Source organism: Microvirga medicaginis (genome assembly GCF_052658925.1).
Genome location: NZ_JBQWEL010000002.1, coordinates 1 through 17,980, shown reverse-complemented (window position 1 = coordinate 17,980; position 17,980 = coordinate 1). Strand labels below are relative to the sequence as shown.

Annotated in this window: 13 protein-coding genes, 1 pseudogene and 1 riboswitch; of the genes and pseudogenes, 6 read left to right on the top strand and 8 right to left on the bottom strand. The window is 61.0% G+C overall.

The features are described 5' to 3' along the window. Positions 1 to 203 precede the first annotated feature (203 nt). The 3 genes from ACUXUR_RS03165 to thiB are packed head-to-tail and all read right to left on the bottom strand — an operon-like array spanning position 204 to position 3,480. Positions 204 to 905, bottom strand: coding sequence for a thiamine ABC transporter ATP-binding protein (locus tag ACUXUR_RS03165; RefSeq protein ID WP_445500893.1), 702 nt, complete (start codon positions 903 to 905; stop codon positions 204 to 206). Then, positions 892 to 2,466, bottom strand: a complete 1,575-nt coding sequence (locus ACUXUR_RS03160) for an ABC transporter permease subunit (protein ID WP_445500892.1) — start codon at positions 2,464 to 2,466, stop codon at positions 892 to 894. The genes ACUXUR_RS03165 and ACUXUR_RS03160 overlap by 14 nt, the downstream gene beginning before the upstream one ends. A 9-nt stretch (positions 2,467 to 2,475) precedes the next feature. After that, positions 2,476 to 3,480: a thiamine ABC transporter substrate binding subunit gene (gene thiB, locus ACUXUR_RS03155; protein WP_445500891.1), complete on the bottom strand. Its 1,005-nt coding sequence runs from the start codon at positions 3,478 to 3,480 to the stop codon at positions 2,476 to 2,478. A 68-nt stretch (positions 3,481 to 3,548) separates the two neighbouring features. Next, positions 3,549 to 3,655: riboswitch (TPP riboswitch) on the bottom strand. Between the two features lie 123 nt (positions 3,656 to 3,778). Between thiB and solA the strand changes: the two genes are divergently transcribed. Then, entirely contained in the window at positions 3,779 to 4,957 is a 1,179-nt protein-coding gene (gene solA / locus ACUXUR_RS03150) for an N-methyl-L-tryptophan oxidase (protein WP_445500890.1), read from the top strand. A gap of 311 nt (positions 4,958 to 5,268) precedes the next feature. Here solA and ACUXUR_RS03145 read toward each other — a convergent pair whose 3' ends face one another. After that, positions 5,269 to 7,623, bottom strand: a complete 2,355-nt coding sequence (locus ACUXUR_RS03145; protein ID WP_445500889.1) for a Tex family protein — start codon at positions 7,621 to 7,623, stop codon at positions 5,269 to 5,271. 194 nt (positions 7,624 to 7,817) lie between these two features. On the opposite strand from ACUXUR_RS03145, the gene ACUXUR_RS03140 reads away from it, so the two are divergent. The 5 genes and pseudogenes from ACUXUR_RS03140 (at position 7,818) to ACUXUR_RS03120 (ending at position 14,329) form a co-directional block, all read left to right on the top strand. Next, a complete protein-coding gene (locus tag ACUXUR_RS03140; protein ID WP_445500888.1) occupies positions 7,818 to 9,134 on the top strand; it encodes an Hsp70 family protein in 1,317 nt (438 codons plus the stop codon). Between the two features lie 74 nt (positions 9,135 to 9,208). Further along, positions 9,209 to 11,995 (top strand): phosphoenolpyruvate carboxylase, encoded by a 2,787-nt coding sequence (gene ppc / locus ACUXUR_RS03135; protein ID WP_445500887.1) that lies wholly within the window; start codon positions 9,209 to 9,211, stop codon positions 11,993 to 11,995. A gap of 108 nt (positions 11,996 to 12,103) precedes the next feature. Then, positions 12,104 to 12,271 (top strand): annotated as a pseudogene (locus tag ACUXUR_RS03130) (plasmid stabilization protein); the annotation flags it as partial. A 334-nt stretch (positions 12,272 to 12,605) separates the two neighbouring features. After that, positions 12,606 to 13,532 carry a dihydrodipicolinate synthase family protein gene (locus tag ACUXUR_RS03125; RefSeq protein ID WP_445500886.1) on the top strand — a complete coding sequence of 309 codons (927 nt, stop codon included), beginning with the start codon at positions 12,606 to 12,608 and terminating at the stop codon, positions 13,530 to 13,532. 17 nt (positions 13,533 to 13,549) lie between these two features. Beyond that, a complete protein-coding gene (locus tag ACUXUR_RS03120; RefSeq protein ID WP_445500885.1) occupies positions 13,550 to 14,329 on the top strand; it encodes an SDR family oxidoreductase in 780 nt (259 codons plus the stop codon). Positions 14,330 to 14,373: 44 nt separating this feature from the next. On the opposite strand, the gene chrA is transcribed toward ACUXUR_RS03120, so the two are convergent. The 4 genes from chrA to ACUXUR_RS03100 form a co-directional block, all read right to left on the bottom strand. Further along, positions 14,374 to 15,774, bottom strand: a complete 1,401-nt coding sequence (chrA, locus tag ACUXUR_RS03115) for a chromate efflux transporter (RefSeq protein WP_445500884.1) — start codon at positions 15,772 to 15,774, stop codon at positions 14,374 to 14,376. A gap of 1 nt (position 15,775) precedes the next feature. Continuing rightward, positions 15,776 to 16,600: a chromate resistance protein ChrB domain-containing protein gene (locus ACUXUR_RS03110; protein ID WP_445500883.1), complete on the bottom strand. Its 825-nt coding sequence runs from the start codon at positions 16,598 to 16,600 to the stop codon at positions 15,776 to 15,778. 145 nt (positions 16,601 to 16,745) lie between these two features. Continuing rightward, positions 16,746 to 17,510 (bottom strand): LOG family protein, encoded by a 765-nt coding sequence (locus ACUXUR_RS03105; protein WP_445500882.1) that lies wholly within the window; start codon positions 17,508 to 17,510, stop codon positions 16,746 to 16,748. Positions 17,511 to 17,776: 266 nt separating this feature from the next. Continuing rightward, the coding region (locus tag ACUXUR_RS03100) for a hypothetical protein (RefSeq protein ID WP_445500881.1) at positions 17,777 to 17,980 on the bottom strand (204 nt) is incomplete at its 5' end.

The window sequence follows — 17,980 nt, the reverse complement described above, 5'->3', positions numbered from 1 at the left end:
TTAATAATGCCACTTAATATCCAGTTCGGGAAGAGGTACGATAAATCCATACCCAGGCTTTCAGCGGCAATGTCCGAAGCAGGAAGGCAAAATGAAATGATCATCGTGAAAACGATGCTGGACCAGAACTGGACCAGGAGATTAGCGAATTTTCTGGCGATACCAGTATGAGGTCACTTGAGGCCGAAGACCTCTCGTGCGCTTCAGGTATTGGAAACCGCAGCGGCGATTCTTGGCGCGAGGGAGCCGTGGAGGATGGCGGAGGGGCTATCGGAGGCGATCACTCTGCCATCGGCGACGAAGACCATCTGATCGGCCAGATCGGCCACATCTTCGGGCGTGTGGATCGTCATGAGGATGGTGACGGGACGTTTCCGGCGCAGTTCGCCGACAAGCTGGACCATGTCCCGGCGCAAACCTGGATCGAGGCTGCTGAAGGGCTCGTCGAGCAGAATCAGCGGACGGCCCGACACGAGTGCACGCGCCAGCGCCACGCGCTGCCGCTGTCCGCCCGACATTTCGCCGGGCTTTCGCGCACCGAAACCCTTCAAACCTACGGATTCGAGCATCTCTTCGATGAGAGCTTGCTCATCGTTGGACATGCGGAGCGAGGGGCGAATGCCCAGAGCGACGTTCTGTGCAGCCGTCAGGTGCGGGAAGAGATTGTGGTCCTGAAACACGATGGCCGCAGGACGCTTCGCCGGTTCGAGCGGCAGCAAGTCCACTCCGCCGAAGGTGAGCGTACCGCTCTCCGGCGTCTCGAAGCCTGCGATCATGTGCAGCAAGGTGGTCTTTCCACCGCCCGACGGGCCGATAACGGCGCAAAGCGCGCCGCTCTCCACGCTCATGGTGTAGTCGGCCGAAAAGTCGGGCCAGGTGAGGCGGCAGTTCTCAATTACCAGCATGGGACAAGCGACCTGAAACATGAGCGAGGAGAAAGGCGACGAGCACGATGAAAAGGCCAATGGCCGATGCTTCGTCGAGCCGATACGCCCCCAGATTCTCGAACAGAAGATAGGGCAGGGTGATGAGTTCCTGGCCGCCGAATAGAGCGATGATGCCAAAATCGCCGAACGAGAGCGCCATGGCCAATGCAAAGGCCGCACCGAAGGGGCGCCTGAGCAAAGGCCAGTCCATAATAGTGAGCTTGTTCAAGCCAGTGATGCCAAGCGAAGCAGCCACGCGGCCATAGCGCTCTTCCGCTGTCAGAAGGCGAGGAGCGAGGGAGCGATAGGCAAAGGGAATGGCGGCCAACCCGTTAATGAGTGGCAGAAGAACGATCCCGATCGATGAAGGATCGGCAAACTGCCTCGCCATGAGAAACAGTCCCGCTGTCAGCGCGAAAGGCGGCACGGCGAGGAGTGTATTGGGGAGAAAGTCATAGAAGGCAGCGATGCGAGGAGAGCGCAGGACGACGCGCCAGCGCCGCGCGGCGGACGCGAGCGCAAGCGCGAGAACGCAGGCAATCGCTGCAGCAACGACGGCAATCACGATGCTCGTGATGAAGGCCTGCAGAAGATCGGCGTCGACGACATTGGCGATATGGCTCAGTCCGCTCAGCAGGCTCAGAGCGAGAGGGGCGATGAAAAGCGTTCCTGTCGTCAGGATGACAATGTCGAAGATCTTCAAGCGTCCGTCTCGTGCATCGGGACGCTGGATCAGGCCTCGGATGGTGTGAGCCGTGGGAGGTCTCTTCAGAGCCCAGTTGAGAAGACCGGTCAGTGTCAGGCAGATGACCAGTTGGATCAGGGAGAGCCAGGCCGCACGGCCAAAATCGAGGTCGATCTTGAGCGCTTCATAGATAGCGACTTCGAGAGTGGACCGGCTCGGCCCTCCGCCGAGCGCCAGCACGATGGCGAAGCTCTTGAAGCACAGCAGGAACACGAGCCCTGCCAGACCCGACAGTTCCGCGCGCAGAACGGGCCAGTCGAGATGGCGGAAGATCTGTGCGGGTGTGAATCCGAAAGCCGACGCAAGACGCCAATGTTCCGCAGGCACAAGGCTCAACGAATCGAGAAGAATGCGTGCCACGAAGGGGGCATTCAGGAATACATGCGCAATGAGAATGCCGGGATAGCCGAAGATGCTGAAGCTGCCTTTCCATCCGAGAAAAGGCAGCATGTCGGCAATCCATCCGCTGCGCCCGTAAACGGCAAAAACCGCAAAGACGGCGACGATGGTGGGGATCACCATCGTGGTGCCCAGGAGTGCCAGAACCATGTCGCGTGCCGGAAAGCGGCGGCGGGCCAGCGCAAGCGCCAGGGCAGTTCCGAGCACAAGTGAGAGAATGGTCGAAAGCGTGGCCTGGATGATGGAGAAAGCAAGGATACGCCACAGATAGGGACCGATGGAGAAAAACGCAGGCTCCCCTCCACCGACAGTCGCAAGAGCGAGAAAGCCGCTTACAACCAGAGCCACGATGGCAAAGGCCACGAGACTTCCAGGATGAGGCGGCTTTCTCGTCATGATGATGCGTCAGCGCGCGGTGGCGTTGAGCCAAGCGTCAGTGAAGGCGCGGCGGTTCTGCTGCACTTCCTCCGGCGTGAACAGCAAGGCCTTCTGAGGCTGTATAAGATCCCTGAAGGAGGCGGGCAGCCCCGATGCCGGATTCTTGGCCGGCATCATCCAGTTGCCTTCGGGCATGGCGGACTGGAAAGGCTCACTCAGCACAAACGCCATGAACTTCTTGGCAAGCTCCGGCTGCTTCGATGTGCGCGTCATGCCTGCAAGCTCGACGTGCAGGTAGTGCCCTTCCGTGAAAGAGGCGGCCTTGTAGTTGTCCTTCTTCTCCACGGAGATGTGATAGGCCGGCGACGTCGTGTAGGACATCACCATATCGGCTTCGCCTTTCAGGAACAGGCCATAGGCCTCCGACCATCCCTTCGTGAAGGTCACGATGCGCGGCTTCAGCTGCGCCCAGGCCTCACCTGCCTTGTCGCCATAGACCTTCTGCATCCAGAGCAGCAGGCCGAGGCCCGGCGCACTCGTGCGCGGATCCTGCAGCACCACTTTCGGACCGTTGGGGTTCTCGACGAGTTCCTTAAGGCTCTTAGGCGGATTGGGGAGCTTGTTGGCATCGTAGACAAAGGCGTAATAACCCCAGTCGAAGGGGATGAAGGTGTCGTCATTCCAGGAGATCGGAAGGGACAGGTCCTTCACGTCCGCCCCATGGGGCGCAAAGAGGCTGAGCGCCTTGGCTTCAGCCGCAAGGTTCATGTCGAGGCCGACCACGACATCGGCCTTCGTATCGTTACCTTCGAGGCGCAGGCGTCCGACAAGGCTGCCCGCATCTTCCGCGGTCACCCAGTTGAGCTCACAGCCACAGGTGGCCTCAAAGCGCTCCTTGACCGTTTTGCCCGGACCGTACTTTCCGGCAAACGAGCTGTAGGTGTAGACCGTCAGAACGGGCTTACTCTGTGCGAAAGCGACATTCGTTGCCAGGCAGAGCGAGGCAAGTGTGAGAAGAAGGCGGCGTAACATCAAGGTTGCTCCCATGCATGATGCAAGCCGGGTTGGCGGCACAACTCGCACGGGGCGCAGCTTTCTCTGCGATGTCGCATGCTCATTCCCTCCGCCGGCATGACCCGGATCAGGTTCGACGGGTCGGCGGCCCAGCCACCTCTCAGCCTCGTATGAGGCTCCCCGTGAGACAGAATGGGTTCTAGAGCAGTTCACGGCGCGGCACAAGATGAGGACTGGGCCAGGGGCATGCCGGCATGCCCTTGCGGCAGAGCTCCGATTCTGTTTGGATTAGAAAAAACTTTGGATCTCGCGTGCAATGAGCCTCCCCCAAACTTGTGATGTTGCCGTCATCGGACTCGGTGCCATGGGCTCTGCCGCCCTCTACCAACTGGCCAAGCGAGGCGTGAGGGCTATCGGTATCGACCGCTTCGCCCCGCCTCATGACCAGGGTTCGACGCACGGCGAGACGCGGATCACCCGTCAGGCCATCGGCGAAGGCGAGGTCTATGTGCCGCTTGCGCTACGATCCAACGAGATCTGGCAAGAGTTGGAGGCTGAGACAGGCCAGCGACTTCTTACGCAGAACGGATGCCTGATCATAGAAACGGCAACCCCTGTTTCCAACGGCACGATCCGGGCGGCATTCCTGGCGCGCACGCAGAAGGCGGCGATTGCCTACAGCATCCCTCACGAGATGCTGGATGCGGCGGAGATCCGCCGTCGGTATCCGCAATTCACGCTGCGCGAGGACGAGATTGGTTATTTCGAGCCAGGCGGAGGCTATCTCAATCCCGAACGCTGCGTTGCCGTCCAATTGGAGCGCGCACGTGCTCTCGGAGCCATGACGCAACTTGGAACACGCGTGCTCTCCGTTGCATCAGATGGCGACGGCGTGCGGGTCGTCACAGAGCAGGGCGAACTCTTGGCTGCACAGGCCATTATCTCCGCCGGATCCTGGGCGCCGTCGCTGCTGGGAGCTCCTTTCACGCGGTTGCTCGCACCCAGCCGCCAAGTGATGCACTGGTTCGAGGTCGATCCTGATTATGCGAAGCATTGGGCCAAGAGCCCGGTCTTCATCTGGTCGCATGGTTCAAGCCCGAATGATTTCTTCTACGGTTTCCCATCCTTGAACGGCAGCAACGCCATCAAGACAGCCGGTGAACAATATGATGCGTTCGTTCATCCCGATGAGATCGAGCGGACCGTCACTCCCGCTGAATCCGCGGCCATGCGCAGCGAGCACCTGGCAGGTCGCGTCCAGGGCTTGAGACCTCACGCTCAGCGCGCCGTGACCTGTCTTTATACTGTTACTCCTGATTCCAACTTCCTGATCGATCGACATCCCGAGAATGATCGGATCCTCGTGGTCTCTCCCTGTTCGGGGCACGGATTCAAACATTCCGCAGCCATCGGCGAGGTCGCCGCGCAATGCGTCGTCGATGGGAAAAGTACGATCGATATCTCCTCTTTTGGCCTCGCACGGTTCAGAACTTGATGAGCCAGGCGGATCCCGCGGCGGGATGAACATTGTTGACGGTTGAGTGCGACAACGCATGACATCCTAGTCTGGGTTTAGCGCGGACGTCATGCTTGCTGCTCGAAAAATGCCACAACCTTCGCCATTCGTATCAGCGAAACGGCCCAGGTGAGGCGCTCAAGCACAGGTCCGTCGGAGAGCGTCCTTGCCTTCAAGGATAAGACAGATTCAAGGATGATTGATCTGCCAATACAGGCGAAGATCGCATGAGAGGAGAGTGCCTCGCTCTCGTGCGATAATGATACTCGCCGCCCCTCCATCAGAAGCGATCAGCGACGCGTGTCCTTGTCCTTCACCGAGGATGCCATTCCGGCACGACGCAGAGCATCCGCCAAGGCACCCCCAGACGCTGCCGAGCCTGCTGAAGTCGTCGATTTTTTCTCTGCCTGAGAACGATGCTTCTGGAAAGCACCCCGGTTCTCGTCGGAGCGGCCAGCCGGGCGTTTCTCCGCAGGGTCGCTCATGCGCATCGTCAGCGAAATGCGCTTGCGCGGAATATCGACCTCGAGAACCTTCACTTTCACGATGTCGCCGGGCTTCACCACGTCGCGCGGATCTTTCACGAAGGTGTCCGACAGAGCTGAGATGTGCACGAGGCCATCCTGGTGAACGCCGATATCGACGAAGGCGCCGAAAGCGGCAACGTTCGTCACCACACCTTCCAGCATCATGCCCGGCTTCAGGTCGCCGATTTTCTCGACACCTTCCATGAAGGTGGCGGTCTTGAACTCGGGGCGCGGATCGCGGCCCGGCTTTTCGAGCTCAGTGAGGATATCCTTTACGGTCGGTACGCCGAACTTCTCGTCCGTGAAGCTCTCAGGCTTGAGCCTCTTCAGCACGCCGCCATTGCCGATCAGAACCTTGATGTCACTCTTCGTCGTTTCGAGAATGCGGCGTACGACGGGATAGGCTTCCGGGTGAACGCCGGAGGCATCGAGCGGATCGTCCCCGTTTGGAATACGGAGGAAGCCCGCGGCCTGCTCGAAGGTCTTCGGGCCGAGGCCCGGCACGTCGCTCAGCGCCTTGCGCGTCTTGAAGGGGCCTTTGACGTTGCGGTGCTCGACGATGTTCTTCGCCACCCATTCGCCGAGACCCGAGACGCGTGATAGAAGCGGAGCGGAGGCGGTGTTGAGATCAACGCCCACCGCGTTCACGCAGTCTTCCACCACCGCATCAAGAGAGCGCGAAAGCTTGTATTCGGCGAGATCATGCTGGTACTGGCCGACGCCGATGGATTTGGGGTCGATCTTCACGAGCTCCGCGAGAGGATCCTGCAAACGACGCGCGATTGAGACCGCACCGCGCAGCGAGACATCGAGATCAGGCAGTTCCTGGCTGGCATAAGCGGAAGCCGAATAGACGGAGGCGCCTGCTTCCGAGACCATGATCTTCGTGAGCTTCAGGTCCGGGTGCTTGGTCACCAGCTCGCCCGCGAGCTTGTCGGTCTCACGCGAGGCGGTGCCATTGCCGATGGCGATGAGTTCCACCTTGTGCACGCGGCAGAGGCGAGCGAGCGTCGCGATGGATTCATCCCACTGGCGCTTCGGCTCGTGCGGGTAGATCGTGTCAGTCGCAACGACTTTGCCCGTAGCGTCTACTACGGCGACCTTCACGCCCGTGCGATAGCCCGGGTCGAGCCCGAGCGTCGGGCGTGTGCCGGCGGGAGCTGCGAGCAGAAGATCGCGCAGGTTGCCGGCGAAGACCTTCACGGCTTCGTCCTCGGCAAGCTGCCAGAGCTTCATTTTCATGTCGAGTTCGATGGAGAAACGCAGCTTCGTACGCCAGGCCCAACGCACCGTATCGAGAAGCCACTTGTCGCCCGGGCGGCCCTGATCGGTGATGTTGAAGGCAAGTGCCGTGCGGCCCTCGTAGCGGCTGACATAGCCGGGCTCTGCCGCGTCCTTGTCCTCTTCCATCCGCAGGTCGAGGATTTCCTCCTTCTCGCCGCGGAAGAGCGCGAGAATGCGGTGCGAGGGGAGCTTGGTGAGCGGCTCCGCAAAATCGAAATAATCGGCGAATTTCGCGCCATCCGTCCGCTTGCCGTCGCGGACCTTGGACGTCAGGCTGCCGCGCTCCCAGTAGATCTCGCGCAAGGCACCCAGAAGTTCCGCGTTTTCCGCGAAGCGCTCAACGAGGATGGCGCGCGCGCCTTCCAAAGCCGCTTCAGGAGTTGCTATCTCTTTCTCGGCATTGGCGAAAGCGGCGGCCGCCTCCTTCGGCTCGCGCTGGGGTTCGGCGAGGATCAGGTCGGCGAGAGGTTCAAGACCTGCCTCCTTGGCGATCTGGGCCTTGGTGCGGCGCTTGGGCTTGTAAGGAAGATACAAGTCTTCCAGGCGCGCCTTCGTGTCGGCATTGTTGATCTGCAGCGCCAGCTCGTCGGTGAGCTTGCCCTGCTCGCGAATGCTGTCGAGGATCGTCTTGCGGCGGTCTTCCAGCTCGCGCAGGTAGCGCAGACGCTCCTCAAGGGTGCGCAGCTGAGCGTCGTCGAGCGTTCCGGTGACTTCCTTGCGGTAGCGCGCGATGAAGGGCACGGTCGCGCCGCCATCGAGCAATTCGATGGCCGCCTTGACCTGCCACTCCTGCACATTGAGTTCGTTTGCAATGCGCTGACCGATGGATAGCATGGACGTCTCCGCAATAAGCTAAGGCGCGGCTTCTACGGTGCGCGAGCCCTCCGGGTCAACGGCCTATCCCCAGCCCCGGGGTCGCACTGCCCCATGGGAAGGGCGAGGCAAAGATTCCTCGAAAAACCTCTTGGCTCTTCAGGCCAAGGCGTATAGACCGTCCGGCCCTTCAGCCAAAGTTCGCCGGTTTTCCCATGTCCGCTTCCCACGATCTTTCCATTGGTATCGATTTCGGCACCAGCAATACGGTGGTCGCGGTTGCCGATTCGCGCGGGCACGTCGAGGCGCTGACCTTCGACCATGGCGGGGAGCACCTTAAAGTCTATGTCACGGCCCTCTGCTTCTGGGATGAGCGCCACGGCAATGGCCTGCGCACCCAGGTCGAGGGTGGCCCCTGGGCGATCGAGCAGTTCCTGGAGGGCCTGGATCCTCACCGCTTCATCCAGTCCTTCAAGACCTTCGCCGCCAGCGCGACGTTTCAGGAAACCCGCATCTTCCGTGACCGGTATCGCTTTGAGGATCTGTTGAGCACCTTCTTGCGCACCCTCGTGCGGCATGGCGGCGCGCGGCTCGATTGGGGCGTGCCGAATGTGGTCATCGGTCGCCCGGTGCAGTTCGCGGGGTACAACCCCGATGACGACCTTGCCATGCAGCGCTACCGAGCCGCTTTCGGCAAGCTCGGCGCCGATCACGCGCGCTATGTCTATGAGCCGGTCGGCGCCGCCTTCTTCTATGCGCGGCAGCTCAATCACGACTCGACCGTTCTGGTCGCGGATTTCGGCGGCGGCACCAGCGACTTCTCCATCATGCGCTTTTCGCGCCACAAGGGCATTCTACGTGCCGAGCCGTTGGGGCATTCAGGCATCGGTATCGCGGGTGACGCCTTCGATTACCGCATCGTCGATCACGTGGTTTCACCTCGGCTCGGGAAGGGCGGGCTCTATCGCTCCATGGGAAAGACTCTGTCGATTCCCAACCACTACTATGCCAATTTCGCGCGTTGGAACCAGCTCGCGATGATGAAGAGCAGCGGCGATTTGAAGGAGCTGCGCGAACTCGCCAAGGTGGCGCTTGAACCCGAGCCGCTGGAAAAGTTCATCGACATCATCGAGTATGATCTGGGCTTTGCCCTTTATCGCGCGGTGTCCGCTGCGAAGGTGGCTCTGTCGCGCCACGAGGAGACGGAGTTCCACTTCAAGGGCGAAAGCGTCGATATCAGGGCGTGCATCACCCGCGCCGATTTCGAAGGCTGGATCGCGGAGGATGTCAGGCGTATTGCCGGGACCGTGGACGAGGCGCTCGCCAATTCCGGTGTTTCGGCCTCTGAGATCGACAAGGTCTTCCTCACCGGCGGCACCTCTTTCGTCCCTGCCATCCGCCGCCTCTTCGTCGAGCGCTTCGGGGAGGAGAGGCTGACCTCGGCCGACCAGTTCGAGTCCATCGCCTACGGCCTCGCTTTGATCGGTCAGGGCCCGGATCCAAGCCGTTGGGCGGTTGGGAGTGGAATTTAAGAAGATACTTGCCGTCAGGGGGAGATCGGGCATTATCTCGCATCGCACAATTTGTCCGAGCGGGAGTCAGCCCCTTGTCCTTGATCAATCCCGACGTCACGCCTGAAAAGGATCTTCCATTACGCGACGATATTCGGCTCCTGGGCCGGCTTCTCGGCGATACGATCCGCGAGCAGGAAGGCGAGGCGGTATACGAGATCGTGGAGCGCATCCGCCAGACCTCGATCCGCTTCCACCGGGATGAGGATGAGGCGGCCCGCAAGGAGCTCGAGACGATCCTGAACAGCCTCTCGCGTGGCCGTACAAACCAGATCATCCGCGCCTACAGCTATTTCTCTCACCTGGCGAACCTCGCCGAAGACCAGCACCACGTGCGCCGGTCCCGAGCCCATGCCATGGCGGGCGCGCATGCCATGGCCGCGCCCGAGCCGCGCGAGGGCACCCTTGCACGGGCTCTGAAGCTTGCTCAGGAGGCCAGCGTCAGTCAGGCCACAATGCAGGCTTTCTTTGCATCAGCCTTGGTCGTGCCGGTGCTGACCGCGCATCCGACCGAAGTGCGCCGCAAGAGCACCATTGATCGTGAGATGGAGATCTCCCAGATCCTCGCCCAGCGCGATCGCTACGAGCTGACGCCTGAGGAAGAGGCCGCGACCGAGGAGGGTATTCGCCGGGCCGTTCTGACTCTGTGGCAAACGAGCATTCTACGCCGCAATCGCCTGAAGGTGATCGACGAGGTCGTGAACGGCCTGTCCTATTATGATTACACTTTCTTCAAGGAGCTGCCGCGCGTCTATGCCTCGCTGGAGGACCAGCTCGCAGCCATGAATCCCGTCTGGCAGAGTGTCGAGATCCCCTCTTTTCTGCGCATGGGCAGCTGGATCGGCGGCGACCGTGACGGCAATCCCTTTGTGACGGCGGATGCGCTCAAGCAGGCGCTTCTCTTGCAGAGCAAGCACGCCCTTGGTTTCTATCTGGAAGAGCTGCACTGCCTCGGTGGCGAGCTGTCGCTTGATGAGCGCTACGTGAATGTCTCCGAACAGGTTCGCGATCTGGCGAAAGCCTCGCCGGATATCTCTCCTCACCGGCAGGACGAGCCCTATCGCCGGGCGATCTCGGGCATGTATGCTCGCCTCGCGGCAACGGCCATCAGCTTCGGCCATGGCGATGTGGCGCGCCACGCGGTGGGCGAGGCTCCGGCCTATGGCAGCGTGGAGGAATTTTTAGGCGATCTCTCGGTGCTTCACCGTTCGCTGGTTTCAAACGGCTCCGGGTCACTCGCGCGTGGACGCCTGCGCCGCTTGCGCCGCGCGGTCGATGTCTTCGGCTTCCATCTCGCAAGCCTCGATCTGCGTCAGAACTCAGACGTGCATCAGCGGGTTGTCGCTGAATTGTTCGAGAAAGCCGTTCCGGGAACGGCTTATGAGACACTCCCGGAAGAGAAGCGTGTTGCGCTGCTTCTCGAAGAACTCAGGACGCCACGCCTCCTGACCTCACCTTATCTCGAATACTCGGAGGAGACGGCTAAGGAACTCGCCATCGTCCATGAGGCGGCTGAAGCGCATCGGCGCTACGGGCAGGCAGCCGTGCCGAACTATGTGATCTCCAAGGCGAGCGATCCCTCCGACATTTTGGAAGTTGCGCTTCTTCTGAAGGAAGCTGGTCTTTTGCGTCCGCGCGAAGGGGCGACGGCCGTCAATATCATCCCGCTCTTCGAGACCATCGCGGACCTGCGGAACTGCAGCCGTGTCATGGATGCTCTTTTTGCTTTGCCCGACTACATGCGCCTCTTGCGCAGCCGTGGCCAGGCTCAGGAGGTGATGCTCGGCTATTCCGACAGCAACAAGGACGGGGGCTATCTTACGTCAGGCTGGGAGCTCTACAAGGCTGAGACTGAGCTTGTTGATGTGTTCAAGCGGCATGGCGTTGGCTTGCGCCTCTTCCATGGCCGTGGTGGCTCCGTCGGCCGTGGTGGCGGCCCAAGCTATCAGGCGATACTCGCGCAGCCGGGCGGAGCCGTGCAGGGTGCGATCCGCATCACCGAACAGGGCGAAGTGATCGCGGGCAAATACTCGAACCCCGATCTTGGACGGCGCAATCTGGAAATCCTTGCGGCTGCGACTCTGGAAGCCTCCCTGCTTCATTCGGATCGATCGGCGCCGCGCGACGAGTATCTCAAGGCGATGGAGGAACTCTCGGAGAGCGCCTACAAGGCCTATCGCGCCCTCGTCTACGAAACAGAGGGCTTCGAGCGCTATTTCTGGGAATCAACGGTGATCGGCGAGATTGCCCATCTCAACATCGGCAGCCGCCCGGCCTCTCGTACGAATTCACGCCGTATCGAGGACCTGCGCGCAATTCCCTGGGTGTTCGGCTGGGCGCAGTGCCGCCTCATGCTGCCGGGCTGGTACGGCTTCGGCTCCGCCGTCGATGCCTTTCTGGAGAAGCACCCGGATACGGGACTTGCGCTGCTGCAGGAGATGTATCGCGAGTGGCCCTTCTTCCAGGCGCTCTTGTCGAACATGGACATGGTGCTCGCCAAGAGCAACATCGCCATCGCCTCGCGTTATTCCAAGCTCGTGGAGGACGAAGCCCTGCGAGAAGCCATCTTCCCGCGCTTGAGACGCGAGTGGGAGGATTCAATCAAGACGCTGCTGGTCATCATGGAGCAGCAAACTCTGCTTGATAAGAACCCACTGCTGGCACGTTCCATCCGCAACCGCTTCCCTTATCTCGATCCGCTGAACCACCTCCAGATCGAGCTGTTGAAGCGTCACCGTTTGGGTGATGCGGACGAGCAGGTCGTTCAGGGCATTCACCTTTCCATCAATGGCATCGCAGCAGGCCTGCGCAACAGCGGCTGACGGGCGCACCCTGGAACCCTCCTGTCGCGCTCGGGGTTGAAACAAGGAAGCGTCACTGGCTCTCGGCGGTCGGTGGCGGCTTGGCGATTTCAACCACAGGAGAGCACCATGCCTCGCGGTGACAAGTCGGCTTATACGGACAAGCAGAAGCGCAAAGCCGAGCATATCGAGGAATCCTACGAAAGCCGCGGCATCTCGGAGAAGGAAGCCGAGCGGCGTGCCTGGGCAACCGTCAACAAGCAGGAAGGTGGCGGCAAGAAGAGCGGATCTGGACGGCACTAGAGCATCGGACGAGAAAGCGGATCTGCACTTTTGGTCCCCCTTTGATGATCCCTTTCTCAAGCTGCGCATCGTTGATGCGTCCCAAGGGATCGCGCTAGCGAAAAAACGGATCTACTTTTCGCTGACGCGGCCCATCGGGTCACTGACGTGGCCCTTTTCGCTCGCGCGGCCCGCTGGGTCCGCACGATGCCCCAGGCGGGTCGGCAGCGCTTGAGGCCCCGGATTTTCTACATACCTTCCATGCACCGGCATGAGGGGCATTCGCCCACATGACCGGTGCATTCGGCGACAGGTCCGTGTATGGAAAGGGCAGGTACAAAACCCTTCCATGGAGGAAACTTTGCTCACGAGCTCTGCCGCCGGCGTCTATGTTATCTGTCCCACGCCCTTCGAGGGCGATGGACGATTGGATATGGCCTCTACCGACCGTATGGTGGAAGCCTATCTCGAGGCCGGCGCCACGGGCCTCACGATCCTCGGCATCATGGGCGAGGCGCCCAAGCTCGCGGCCGACGAGTCGCAGGCCTTCGTTCGTCAGGTCATGAAAGCCGTGGCTGGACGTGTTCCGGTCATCGTCGGCGTGTCGGCCGCAGGTTTTGCCGCCATGTCGGCTCTCGCCGCCAAAGCCATGGATGCGGGTGCCGCAGGCGTGATGATCGCGCCACCCTCGACGCTCAGGACCGACGATCAGATCGTGTCCTACTATGCGGATGCGGTAGAAGCTATCGGCACTGATGTGCCTTTCGTGATCCAGGATTACCCGCTCACCACGAACGTGGTCATGACGCCGAAGGTGATCATGCGCATTATCGAGCAGAACCTGTCCTGCGTCATGCTCAAGCACGAGGATTGGCCGGGTCTCGACAAGATCACGACGCTGCGCCGCGCGAGCGACAAGGGCGAAGTGCGCCGCGTCTCGATTCTCTGCGGTAATGGCGGCCTGTTCCTTCCCTTCGAGATGGAGCGTGGTGCCGACGGCGCGATGACGGGCTATGCCTATCCGGAGATGCTCGTGGGCGTCGTCAACCTGATCAAGCAGGGCAAGCGCAAGGAAGCGCACGATCTCTTTGATCGCCACCTTCCGCTGGTGCGCTATGAGACGCAGCCCGGCGTGGGTCTTGCCGTCCGCAAGTATGTCCTGAAGAAACGCGGCATCATCGCGCACGACACGTTGCGCAAGCCCGGACCGAAGCTAAGCCCGGAGACGGTTTCGGACATCGATTGGCTGATGCAGCGCATCGAACGCTCGGAATAACAAGGAGCCTGAAAAGCATGAAGACAGGGTTGGAAGGAAAGCGCGCGCTCGTTCTCGGCGCGAGCAAGGGGCTAGGCTTCGGCATCGCTCAAGGGCTGGCGGAAGAAGGCGCGCGCGTCGCCATCGCGAGCCGCACCATGGAAGGCTCAAAGGCAGCTGCCGACAAGATCGGCCGCGATGTGCTGCCCTTCATTTGCGATACGGGCAAGGTCGATCAGGTCGATGCCCTTGCCAAGGATGTGGCAGCGGCATTCGGCGGCGTTGACATTCTCGTGCTCAACAGTGGTGGTCCGCCCCCCGGCAAAGCTCAAGGTGTGTCGTCCGATCAATGGCGCCAGTCTTTCGACGCGATGTTCGTCAATCTCGTGCGCATCGCAGACCAGTTGCTGCCGGGCATGATCGAGCGCAAATTCGGGCGTATCATTTCGGTGATCTCGTCGGGTGTCATTCAGCCGATCCCGAACCTCGCAATCTCCAATGCAATCCGACCGGCCCTCGTGGGCTGGGGCAAGACGCTCGCAAGCGAGGTGGCCGCCTCCGGCGTGACCGTCAACGCCATCGCGCCGGGCCGAATTGCAACCGATCGCCTGAAGCAGCTCGATGCGGCAAACGCCGAGCGCACGGGCCGCTCCGTCGAGGATGTGGCTGCCACCGCGCGCGCGGGCATCCCGGCGGGCCGCTATGGCGAGATCGAGGAATTCGCGGCTGCTGCCGTGTTCCTTGCCAGTGAGAAGGCCTCCTTCATGACGGGTTCGATCCTGCGTGTCGATGGCGGGCAGATTTCGTCTGTGACCTGAGTTGTCAACGAGGGAGGCAGAATTCTGCCTCCCTCTTTTCGCGATCAGGAGATCGCTCCGGCTGCGTAAAGAGCAATGCCGGCTGCAGATGTGGCCGCCAGGGTCGGCAGCATGCCGAGCTTGAAGCGGAACATGGCAATGATGGCGGCCACCGCGAGCAGGAGCGCCCAGATGTTCACGCTCTCCCATACTGGCGCATCAAGGGCGATGGGACCCCATGTAAAGGCATGAACCTCACGAAAGATCGTGTGGATGCCGAACCAGATCGCAAGATTGAGGATGACTCCGACCACGGCCGCCGTGATGGCGGAGAGCGCGCCGCTCAAAGTGCTCTTGCCACGCAGCAGCTCGATGTAGGGCGCACCGAGAAAGATCCAGAGGAAACAGGGCGTGAACGTCACCCAGGTGGTAAGCAGTCCGCCAAGCGTTCCGGCGACGAGCGGATGGAGTGTGCCCGGATCGCGGAACGCCGCCATGAAGCCTACGAATTGCAGCACCATGATCAGTGGCCCAGGCGTCGTTTCAGCCATGCCGAGACCATCCAGCATCTCACCGGGTTTCAGCCAGCCATAAGTCTCGACAGCCTGCTGCGCGACATAAGCCAAGACCGCATAGGCGCCGCCGAATGTCACCATCGCCATCTTTGAGAAGAACAAGGCGATCTGGCTGAAGACATTGCCCATGCCGTGTGTGAGCAGGAGCGCAAGGACCGGCACCAGCCAGAGTGCAAGCCATAGAGCGGCCACACGAAGGCTGCGCCAGTTGTTCGGGCGTGCGTGAACAGGAAGCTCGTCACCAAGCAAATCAACGGATGCGTCTTGGCGGCTTGCGCCATTGCTGGCCGCTATAAAGGAGGGCAGGCCAGCTCGCGCGCCGACAAAACCAATGAGAGCAGCGGCGAGAATAATGATGGGAAAGGGTACGCTGAGAAAGAAGATCGCCACAAAGGCTGCGGCGGCAAGTCCGATCATGACACTATTCTTCAGCGCGCGTTTGCCGATGCGCAGCACGGCTTCCAGAACGATGGCCAAGACGGCGGCCTTCAACCCGAAGAACAGGGCCGCGACGAAACCGACATTGCCATAAAGCGCATAGATCCAGCTGAGGCCCATGATGGCGACGATGCCCGGCAGGATGAACAATCCACCGGCCATCAGGCCGCCGAAGGTGCGGTGCATAAGCCAGCCGATATAGGTCGCAAGCTGCTGCGCCTCGGGACCGGGCAGAAGCATGCAGTAGTTGAGGGCGTGCAGAAAGCGCTCTTCCGAAATCCAGCGTTTCTCCTCGACGAGGATGCGGTGCATCACTGCGATCTGCCCCGCAGGTCCGCCGAAGCTCAGAGCAGCGACACGCAGCCAGACCCGGAGGGCCTCGCTCAAGGAGACGCCATGATAGGAGGATCTTCGGGAGCGGCTCGCGCCCGAGCTTTGCACCGTCACGCGCATTTTACGCTCCCGCCTTCTTCGAAGGCCAGTTGTGGGTCTCGTCCGTTGCGTCCCTGCACCAGCGATAGAACGCATCGTATAGCAGGAGCCCGGCCTCAAGTTGAGCAAGGTCGTCGGCAAACATGCGGGAAAGACCCAAGGAGGCCGCTAGCAGACCAGATGCTTGAGGTGCAAGATCAAGCCGCGCCGTGTCGGCTCCTCTGACGATCGTGGCGAGCCGGAGGAGCGGTTCGGTCGTGAGGCCGAATTCCTGAACCATGACATCGAAGGTGCAGAGCTCGCCTCGGTGGCTCCAGAAAATCCCTTCACCTTCGATGTCGAAAGGCGTGGCTCCAAAGCGCTCGGCAACGGCTTGAACTTCGGACGTTGGAACGAACAGGAAGACAGCGTTGGCGTCGATGAAACGTCGGATGAGCCAAGGACATGCGATGCGATCTATTTTAGGCCGCGAGCGTGTGACCCATATGGTGCGCCCTTGAGGATCGCGCGGCGGCAGCACGGCTTTCGGCACCATGGGTAACCCTGCCTGTGACCAGGCCTGAATGCCGCCCTCCAGAACGTCTGCGATAATCCCCTCATGGCGGAGCCATGCCGCTACGCCATGGCTGAGCTTGAGGCCTTTCTCGCAAATCGCAACGACGGAGCGTCCCGCAAATTCGTGAGCCCAGTCCGGTACTGTGCTGTGGGAGCGGCGTATGGCGCCCGGCACGCTGCGCGGATTGGCAGCAAAGTCTTCATCCGTGCAGACATCGATGAGAACGGGGCACTTGGGAGTGCCGATGAGGCGGGCGAGTTTGTCGACCGAAATGGTGTTGAACGACGACATGGAGCATCCGTAAATGTCTAGAGCGGATGCGATGCTTGGGCATGTCGCCTCGTGGGGAGATCGCAATCCCCATGTGACATATTACATACGAAGCGCGCTGGCTTTGTCAATTCAGGATAGAGAGGATGGGTCCGGCCGGATCAGTTCAGGCGGCGGGGACGAGGAGTCCGTTCTCAACCAAGGTCGCCCAGGTCTCCTCTGCGCTTTCTGCAAAATGAACGAGTTTGCGATCGTGCTCGCTCACCATGCCGTGCTCCAGCAGAGCGTCGAATTTGATGATGGATCGCCAATAGGCCTTGTCGAAGAGGACGATCGGAAGAGCCGGAACCTTGCCAGTCTGGCGAAGAGTGAGGATCTCGAAAAGCTCGTCGAGCGTTCCGAACCCGCCAGGGAACACCACCAGCGCATTGGCACGCATGGCGAGATGCATCTTGCGCATGGCGAAGTAGTGAAAGCGGAAGGTCAGATCCGGCGTCGAGTAGGGATTCGGCTCCTGCTCGTGCGGCAGAGTGATGTTGAAGCCGATGGAAGGTGCGCCAACGTCCGATGCGCCGCGATTGGCCGCCTCCATGATGCCCGGTCCGCCACCCGTTGCAATAACGTTGTCACGCAGCCCGCCGTTGGATGTCAATGCGCCGCCGCGCTGTGAGGCAATCGCTCCGAAGGCTCGGGCCTCTCCATACCAGTAAGGATGCCGCCCAGGACCGTCCTCGCGAACGCGCGCGCTCCCAAACACGACGATGGTCGAGCGAACGCCCCAGATGCGCAGCTCCTCCTCGGCCTTGGCATATTCCAGCTGGAAGCGGACACCCCGCATCGTATCGCCCAGCAGAAAATCCTGATCGAGGGCGGCCAGGCGATAGGAGGGAGAGGCCATTTGGGCCGCATTCGAGGGCTTTCCGGTATCCATGGGCAGGAACTCCTGTGATCCTGCCCTGCGTCAAAGCACATCTTGAGCCGACGGTTAAGGGCCTAAAGGGCCGGTCGGGAACTCCTGTGGGCCGGATGGGGGAATCCCCCACACGTTCACCGGGGCTGGGCGCCTCGCTCGGCGTCTCGGGCGGAACGCCTATGGGCTCGCTGGGGCTCCGAAGGCCAGGAGGGCCGGGGCGCCGGGCTTGGTACATTGGGTTGCGGCGGCGTTGGGCTGGGCGTGTCGGACATGACCGGACCCTGTCATGAAAATGCTCCTCGGAACGGAGGAAGACCGGCCGTTGTTCCGAGGAGCATTTCATCACGCAGCATCTGCTCTTTTCCACTGGGCTCTATCGTCAAGGCGCTATATTCACGGTGAAGAAGGGCAATAGAGCCCTTGAGAACGTGAGGGAGCGCTTGCCTGTGAAACACCTGTCTTCGATGAGTGCCGCGGATATCCTGCCG